Origin of the sequence: Actinomadura rugatobispora (genome assembly GCF_042656285.1) — a bacterium.
Lineage (GTDB): Bacteria > Actinomycetota > Actinomycetes > Streptosporangiales > Streptosporangiaceae > Spirillospora > Spirillospora rugatobispora.
The window spans coordinates 72979-81204 of the sequence record NZ_JBHSON010000048.1; the positions used below are offsets into that span (position 1 = coordinate 72979).

An 8226-nucleotide genomic window follows, 5' to 3' on the forward strand; every position below is an offset into this window, starting at 1 on the left:
GCGCATCCAGTTTTTTCGCCCCCGCTGACAGATCGCTGACAGCGCGCTCTTGCCTGGGCCCAGGCTCGCACCCGGGTCTGACAAAACCCTGAAGCGGCGTCGACACCTGCTGGAACAGGGCGCCCCTCGAGGGCTATTCCGTCACCGGCGCGTCGCGCCCCGGCCGGTACCGGACCGACCGTGGCCTGGGTGGATCTAGACTCGTCACCGTGACGGCGGTGCGGCCCACCAACCCATCCGACGGCGGAGCACCGCACCCGCCGCGGTTGCGGCCGCCCGCCCACCGGGTCTCGCCGCGCGCCATCGCGCACTGGGCGATCGAGGCGTTGCTGGTGTGGGGCCTGGCGTTCGGCCTCGCCTGGGGCGTGGCCGCCTGGGTCGACTCCGCCGGCTGGGCGGACGGCACCGACTGGACGGGCGTCCCCCGCTGGCTCCTGGGCAACCTCGGCCGGCTGCCCGCGCTCACCGGCGCGGCCGGTCTGCTGATGGTGTTCGTCGCCCCGGTCTGGCGGTTCCGGGTGCATCGCTGGGAGGTGCGCGCCGATGTCGTCTACACCCGCACCGGGTGGTTCAGCCGCGAATGGCTGCTGGTGCCGGTGAGCCGGATCCAGACCGTCGACACCCGGCAGGGGTGGATCGAGCGTTTGCTGGGCCTGGCCACCCTGGAGGTCAACACCGCCTCGCACACCGGATCCTCGGAGGTGTCCGGGCTGCCGGCCGCGATGGCCGCCCGGCTCGCCGAGGACCTGGCCCACCGTGCGCACGACCTGCGCGACGACGCCACGTGAACGTCGAGGCCGCCGCGCCGCCGCCGCCCGGCGCCGCCGCCGGCACCGCGCGGCTGCACCCCCTGACCTTCGTCGTCGGCGCCGCCCGCGAACTGATCGCCCTGCTGGCGGCGGGCGCCGCCGGGCTGGCCGTGGGCGGCCTGTCCACGGCGTTCTACTTCACCCTCATCGGGCTCGGCTTCGGGCTCCTGCTCCACCTGGTCACCTGGGCCACGTTCACCTACACGCTGTACGACGACCGCATCGAGCTGCGCCGGTCGCTGGTCGGCCGTTCGGTCAAGACGATCCCGCGGCAGCGGATCCGCGGCGTCGACATCAGCGCCGCCCTCCCGCACCGGCTGCTGCGGCTGGCGATCGTGCACATCGACGCGGGCGCGGACGGCGGCGAGGGCGAGCTGAACGCCGTGTCCCGGCAGGAGGCCGAGCGGCTGCGCGCGCTGCTGCTCGGCCGGGCCGGCGCCGCGCCCGAACCGCGCCGGGAACTGGCCCGGATGCCGCGGCGCTGGTTCGTGTTCGCCCCGCTGAGCGGCGCGTACCTGCTCACCCCGTTCGCGCTCGCGGGCAGCCTCCTGGGCACCCTCTACAACCTGAGCGACGACTTCGGGCTGATCACTCCCGAGCGGCTGGCCGGCCTCGGGCACGACCTGGTCGGCCTGCCCACCGTCGTGGTCATCGCGGCGGCGGTGCTGACCCTGCTGGCCATGCCCGCGATGTCGGTGCTCGCCTTCGCCGCGATGAACTGGCACTTCACGGTGTACGCGCGGGACGGGTCGATCGTGGCCGAACGGGGTCTGGTCACCCGCCGCAGCGTCTCGCTGGAGCGCCGCCGCATCCGCGGCGTGGAGCTCACCGACAACCCGTTCGAGCGGTTCGCCGGTGTCGTGCGGCTGGACGCCCTGGTCACGGGGCTGGGCGACGCGGTCCAGCGGGGGCGGCTGTTCCCCGCGGCGCCGCGTCCGATCGCCGAGGGCCTCGCGTCCCGCGTGCTCGGGCCGCCGCCGGGGCCGCTGCTGCCGCATCCGCGGGCCGCGCGCGGGCGCCGCGTCGTGCGGGCGGTCGCGCCCCCGCTCGGCGTGGGCGCGCTGGCGCTGCTGGCCGGTCAGCCCTGGGTGGTGTACGGGTGCCTGGCCGCCGCGGTGCTGGCCGTACCGCTGGGCATCGACCGCTACCGGCAGCTCGGCCACGCCACCGACGGGGTGCGGCTGACGCTGCGGTCGGGGTCGCTGCGCCGCCGCCAGGTCGTCGTGGACCACGACGCGGTCATCGGCTGGCGGCTCCGCCAGAGCCCGTTCCAGCGCCGCCTGGGCCTGGCCACCCTGGACGCCGCCGTGGGCGCGGGGGAGGGCGGCTACCCGGCCCTGGACATGGCCGAAGGGGACGCGATCGCCTTCGCCGCGCAGGTCACCCCGCACTGGGTGGAGCCGCTGTCGTTGCTGGGGGACGACCCGCCGAGCCCCCGGAGCTCCTGACGGACCGGAGGGCGGGGGTGCGGGAGCCTTCGCGCGTCAGTCGGGGCGGCGCGCCCCGAACATGATCTCGTCCCAGGACGGGACGGAGGCGCGCTTGCCCTTGGACTTGCGGCGGTTGCGGGCGGGGCGCTGCGGTGCCGCCGGGGACTCGCCGGCGGCCGCCGCCGCGGCAGCGGCGGCGGGCGGGCCGACCGGCTTGTCGGCCGGGGCGGCGGGCATCGCCGGGCGTGCCGGGGACTTCTTCTTGGCCGGGGGACGGCCCGGCTCGCGGTGCGCGGGCCGCTGCGGCTTGGGCGGCGGCTGCGGCTTCTCCCGGGCGGCGGGCTTCTCCGGCGCGGCCGGGGGCGGCTCTTCGGCGACCGGTTCCTCGACCTCGGGCTCCTCGGCGACAGGTTCGTCGACCTCGGGCTCCTCGGCGGCCGGTTCGTCGGCGGGCTCGGGTTCCTGAGCCGCCTGCTCCTCCGCGGCGGCGGGCTCCGGCTCGGGCTCCGGCTCGTCGACCGTCTCGGCCGTCTCGGCCGCCTGGCTCTCCTCGTCCTCGGACACGGGCTCCTCGGCGGGCTCCGGCTCCGGGGCGGGCTCTTCCTGGACGGCCTCGGGCTCGTCCGCCACTTCGGGCTCGGGCTCGGGCTCATGCTCCTCGGCGGTCGGCTCCTCGGGCTCGGCGGCGGCGATGTCGTCGTCCTGCGCCTCGGGCTCGGCGGGCGGCGCCTCCGGCGCGGCCTCCGCGACGGGCGCGGGCTCGGGGGCGGGGGCGGCCTCCGCGACCTCGGGCTCGGCGGGCTCGAAGGCGGTGGAACGCTCCTCCGGCTCCTGGGGCGCCCTCTGGAGCGGCCGGGCGGCCGGACGCGACGCGACCGGCGGCTCGGAGGGCCGCGCGGGGCGCCGCTCGGGCGCCGGCTCGGCGATGCGGGGCCGGTTCACGCGCGGGGGCTCGGCGGCGCGCAGCGGCTCGGGACGGAGCTCGGGACGGACCGGGGCGGCGAAGTCGCGGCTGTCGGAGACGACCTTCATCGCCGGGCGGCGCGGCACCAGCGGGGTGACGGTGTCGGTCTCGCCGAGCGCCTCGTCGTCGTCCCACTCCACGGCGGTGAGCCGGGCGGCGACCTCGTCCAGCGGGGAGACGTGCCGGCGGCGCGGGTCGAAGACCCACTCGGCGGCGTGCGGGCGGCCGTTGTCGAAGAACGACAGCCGGATCCGCCAGGTGCTGTCCTCGCACTTCCAGGAGTCCCACTCGACCTCTTCGAGGTCGACGCCGCCGCGGCCGAGCCGCTCCTCGACGGTCTCGCCGAGCGGCGGGCCGGGCGTGGACTCGCCCGGGCGGCGCACCGCCACCCGCTGCGCCTGCTGGGCCATGTACTCGCGTTCCTGCAGGACCGGGCCCTCGAACCAGCGGACGCGTTCGACCGGGATGCCGGCCGACTCGGCGATCTCCTCCGCGGTCTCGCCGGACCGGATGCGAGCCTGGATCTCCTTGGGGCGCAAGGGACTCTCCACTTCGATCTCGAACTGGCCGAGGCGGGAGAAGTGCCCACGGACCGCTGCGCGCAGCCGATCGTCGACGGGCAGGGTGAACCGGGTGCCTCGGCCCGCGGTGGCCAGGACGAGGTACGTACCGTCCTCGCTGACCGCGACGAGGCGCAGCTCCTGCATGCGTGTCCTTCCTGCCCTTCCTGACGGCACGGAGGGTGCCGGACCGGCCGCGCGGTGCCGTGCCCGTCATGCCACGGGCGCGGCCCGGCGGTTCGGCCCGGTGCCCGCCGAGGGCGCATGCGTGCCCTTCCCCCGGGTTCCCGAGTCTCTCTTTCGGACACACCTGCTGCCAGCACCGTACCCGGCATGTCCGAACATCGCCGCTCTCGAAGCCCTCCTCACAAGGCCGAAGAGGGCGCTGACCAAGCTTGCCGGGGCCGGAGTGCGGAGGTGGTCGCCCTTCCCGTTTCTTGTGGATCCTTTTCCACACTGTGCCCGACGCGACGACCAGGCTCCAGTCCTTTGGGGTTGCCATCATCACGTGCCTGGCCGGAACACGACCGGGATGTCGCGAGTTCCCGTCTTGGAGTTGTTGTGGTCGACCGAAACGGGGGATTGAGTCGATGCGGCGGGCGGTGCCGGACCTGAGCACGACGCAACTGGCGGCCGGGGGGCTGGCCACCCTGGCGGCGGCGGTGGGCGCGTCGTTCCTCGGCGTGTACGGGACGATCATCGGCGCCGCGTTCATGAGCGTGGCGTCGACCGCCGGCGCCGCGGTGTGCAAGCACTTCCTCGACCAGGGGAGGACGCGGCTCAAGGAGCGGGCGCACCCGCACGGCGCCGGGGACGCCGCCGGGGCGCGGGCGGCGGCGGACCGGGCGACCAGCGCCGATCCGACGCGCACGGTGGTCTGGCCCGGCGGATACGACGGGGGCTTCGGCGGGGGCTTCGACGGGGACGGGGACCCGGGCGCGACCCGGTTCGATCTTCCGCCGGACGTGACCCGCGCCGACCGGTCGCCCGCCGAGACCGTCGCCGACGACTTGGCCGCGGCCGCGGCCGGCGGCGCAGGGGGCGGCGCAGGACGGGACGCGGCGTGGCGGGACGCCTTCCGCAGCACCCTGGACTGGGCCCGGCGGCGGTGGGCCGTGCTCGCCGTCTCCTCGGTCGCCGTCTTCGCCGTCGTCATGGCGGGCATCACGGTGATCGAGAAGATCACCGACAGGCCCGCGTCCGGATGGGTCGGGGCCAACGACGGCCGGGGCACGACCTGGGGCAACCTCGGGAACGGCGGCGGCGGGAGCGGCGAGACGCCCGCCGAGACGCCGTCGCCCGAGGGCACGCGGGAGACCTCGCGGCCCAGTGACGGGCCGTCCTCCGGCCCCGACGCGCCGGAGAGCCCGGCCCCGGGGCCGTCGCGGGAGCCCACGTCCGGGCCGACCGGTGACCCGGGGCCCGGGGCGCCGTCCCAGGAGCCCACGTCCGGGCCGACCGCGCCGCCGACCCCGCAGCCGACCCAGCCGACCGGCCCCGGCGGCGGGGAGCAGGACGGCGGCGGTTCCGGCTCCACACCCGACCCGCAGGCCGCGCCCGGCGCCGGATGAGCCCCTCCCGGGCCCGCGCGCTCGATCAGGCGCCGAAGACCTGGCGGATGTAGGGGTTGGCGAAGCGGCGGTCGGGGTCGAGTTCGTCCCGCAGCGCCTGGAAGTCGCCGAACCGGGGGTAGACCTTCTCCAGGTACGCGGCGTCGCGCGTGTGGAGCTTGCCCCAGTGCGGGCGCCCTCCGGCGGCGGTCATGATCTCCTCGACCCCCCGGAAGTACTCCTCGTGGGGTTCGCGGTGGTAGACGTGCACGGCGATGAACGCGGTGCGCCGCCCGTGGGCCATCGACAGCCAGGCGTCCTCTTCCGGAAGGAGGCGGACCTCGATGGGGAAGCTGATCCGCCAGTCCCGCCCGTCGATGAGCGCGCGCAGGTCGCGCAGCGCGGGCACGAGGTGCTCGCGCGGGATCGCGTACTCCTGTTCCTTGAAGCGCACCGTGCGCGGGCTGGTGAAGACCTTGTAGGAGATGTCGCTGTAGGTGCGCGCGCCCAGCGCCTTGGCGGAGATGCCGTTGACGAAGGGGGTCGTGGCGGGGGCCCGGTGGGTGACCCGGTTGACGAGTCCGAACACCGTGTTGGACAGGAACCGGTCGTCCACCCAGTACTTGAGCTTGGACAGCGGCTCCGGCGGGCCCTCGACGCGGTTGTTGCGCTTGGTCAGGCACCCTTCGGTGTGGGGGAACCAGTAGAACTCGAAGTGCTCGTTGGCGTCGTCGAACTCGTCCAGGCGCGCGAGCACCTCGTCCCAGCGCATCGGTTCCTCGCGCGCACGCAGCACGAACGCGGGGACGGTCCGCCAGGTGATCGCGGTGATGACGCCCAGCGCGCCCAGCCCGGCGCGGGCCGCGTCGAACAGGTCGGGGCGCTCCTCCCGCGAGCACGTCACCACGCTGCCGTCGGCGAGCACCATCTCCAGCGCGGCGGCCTGGGAGACCAGGCCGGCGGCCTCCCGGCCGGTGCCGTGCGTGGCGGTCTGTAGCGCGCCCGCGACGGTCTGCTCCTGGATGTCCCCCATGTTGGCCAGGGCCAGGCCGTGCTCGGCCAGGACCTTGTTGAACGCGTGCAGCGGGAGGCCGGCCTCGACCGTGACGAGGCCGCTGCCGGTGTCGACGGCGCGGACCGCCGTGAGGCCGCCCGGCCGCAGCAGGACGTCCTCCGCCACGGCGGCGCCGGTGAAGGAGTGGCCGGTGCCGACCATCCGGACCGTCTGGCCCGCGGCCGCGGCGGCGCGCACCGCGGCGGCGACCTCGGCCGTGGTCCGCGGGCTCGTCGCGCGCCGCGGGGTGGCGCGCTGGTTGCCTGCCCAGTTGCGCCAGGAATGTGTGCTGCCGGGGGACATGTGAGGACTCTACTCGGAGCCCCTATTGCGAGGAAAGTTCATGTTTTGTCGGGCGTTTCCGGCGGTTCCGGCGGGCGGCGGCGGGCGAGCGCCCGCGCCCCGGCCAGGCCCAGCGCCACCGCGGCCAGCGCCGCCGCCAGCGGCACCAGGAACGCCGCCTGGGCCCCGTACGCGTCGACCACCCGCCCGGCCGCCGACGCCCCGGCCGCCACCCCGATCCCGACCGACGTGGACACCAGCGCCAGCCCCTCGGTGAGCTGGTGCCCCGGCACGAGCCGCTCCACCAGCCCGTACCCCGGGATGATCGTCGGCGAGATCGCCAGCCCGGAGAAGAAGACCACCGCCATCATCAGCCGCAGATCGCCGACCAGCGTGGGCGGCACCATCGCGACCGCCAGCAGCGCCAGCCCGATCCGGAAGCGCCGCTCCAGCGGGGTGCGCCAGTGCCGCGCCCCGTACCAGAGCGCCGCCGTGCCGCTGCCCAGCGCGTAGCAGCCCAGCAGCACCCCGGCCAGCGGCTTGTGCCCCTGCTCGTCGGCGAACGCGACCGCGCTCACGTCGATCGCGCCGAAGACCGTTCCCACCAGCAGGAACACCGGTGTGATCACGCGGATCGCCGGGTTGGCCAGCACCCCGCCGCGGCTCCCGGGCGCGCGGGGGCGCGGCGCGGGCTCGGTCCCGCGCTGCGCCGCCAGCGCCAGGCAGCCCGACAGCGTGAACGCGGCGGCGGCGCCCAGGCCGGCCGCCGGATGCACCCCGGTGGCCAGCGCCGTCACGATCAGCGGCCCGGCGACGAAGATCGTCTCGTCCACCACCGACTCGAACGAGAACGCCGTGTGCAGCCGCGCCGGGCGCTCCCGCAGCGCGTGCGACCACCGCGCCCGCACCCAGGCGCCCAGCGACACCTGGGTCAGCCCGGCCAGCGCCGCCGCCGGGAAGAGCGTCCACACCGGCAGGTCCAGCCGCGCGCACAGGATGAGCGTGGCCACGCTCACCGCGTTGGCCAGCACCACCGGGACCAGCACGCGGTGCTGCCCGTACCGGTCGGCGAAGCGCGCGCTCAGCGGGGACCCCACCGCGTACGCCAGGGACAGGGTGGCGGCCACCGCCCCGGCGATACCGTACGATCCGGTGACCGCGGACACCAGCAGCACGACGCCGATCCCGACCATCGACATGGACATGCGGCCGACGAAGCCCGCAGCCACGAAGAGCCGAGCTCCGGGGACGCCCAGCAGTTCCCGGTAAGGGCCGCTCACCGCGCCTCCCTCCGCCCCGGGAAGCCGCTGTCCACCCCTGGCCCGCCGCTCGACTTCCACTCCAAGATCACGTTACCTGGGCGAAACAATTGCAAAGACCTGTAACCCCGCCATAGCGACTCTCGTTGGGAATGGATGTGGCTTCTCCTTCACCACCGCCCGCCCCCGCGGACGCCGACGCAGAGAACGAGGCCCGGAAGGCGGGGCAGGACGGAACCGCCGGCACCCGGCCGCGGCGGCCCCGCCCGCCCCGGCGACGGTCGCGCCCCGCACGAGCGGCGCCGCCCGCCCGGCCGG

At 75.6% G+C, this 8226-nt stretch carries 6 protein-coding genes; 3 read left to right on the forward strand and 3 right to left on the reverse strand.

Annotation, left to right across the window (positions count from 1 at the left end; all coding sequences use genetic code 11):
• Positions 1 to 209: 209 nt before the first annotated feature.
• Both ACFPZN_RS30850 and ACFPZN_RS30855 read left to right on the forward strand, forming a co-directional pair.
• A complete protein-coding gene (locus ACFPZN_RS30850; RefSeq protein WP_378285774.1) occupies positions 210 to 788 on the forward strand; it encodes a PH domain-containing protein in 579 nt (192 codons plus the stop codon).
• Positions 785 to 2257 (forward strand): PH domain-containing protein, encoded by a 1473-nt coding sequence (locus ACFPZN_RS30855; RefSeq protein WP_378285775.1) that lies wholly within the window; start codon positions 785 to 787, stop codon positions 2255 to 2257. Before ACFPZN_RS30850 ends, ACFPZN_RS30855 begins: the two co-directional genes overlap by 4 nt.
• Positions 2258 to 2293: 36 nt before the next feature.
• On the opposite strand, the gene sepH is transcribed toward ACFPZN_RS30855, so the two are convergent.
• Positions 2294 to 3910: a septation protein SepH gene (gene sepH / locus ACFPZN_RS30860; RefSeq protein ID WP_378285776.1), complete on the reverse strand. Its 1617-nt coding sequence runs from the start codon at positions 3908 to 3910 to the stop codon at positions 2294 to 2296.
• 443 nt (positions 3911 to 4353) lie between these two features.
• Here sepH and ACFPZN_RS30865 point away from each other — a divergent pair, with 443 nt between their 5' ends.
• Positions 4354 to 5334: a hypothetical protein gene (locus tag ACFPZN_RS30865; protein WP_378285777.1), complete on the forward strand. Its 981-nt coding sequence runs from the start codon at positions 4354 to 4356 to the stop codon at positions 5332 to 5334.
• Between the two features lie 25 nt (positions 5335 to 5359).
• Here the strand turns inward: ACFPZN_RS30865 and ACFPZN_RS30870 are convergent, their stop codons facing one another.
• Both ACFPZN_RS30870 and ACFPZN_RS30875 read right to left on the reverse strand, forming a co-directional pair.
• The gene (locus ACFPZN_RS30870; protein WP_378285778.1) at positions 5360 to 6670 is read right to left on the reverse strand and encodes a D-arabinono-1,4-lactone oxidase; all 1311 of its coding nucleotides are present in this window, start codon (positions 6668 to 6670) and stop codon (positions 5360 to 5362) included.
• A 38-nt stretch (positions 6671 to 6708) separates the two neighbouring features.
• Positions 6709 to 7929 carry an MFS transporter gene (locus ACFPZN_RS30875; RefSeq protein ID WP_378285779.1) on the reverse strand — a complete coding sequence of 407 codons (1221 nt, stop codon included), beginning with the start codon at positions 7927 to 7929 and terminating at the stop codon, positions 6709 to 6711.
• Positions 7930 to 8226 lie beyond the last annotated feature (297 nt).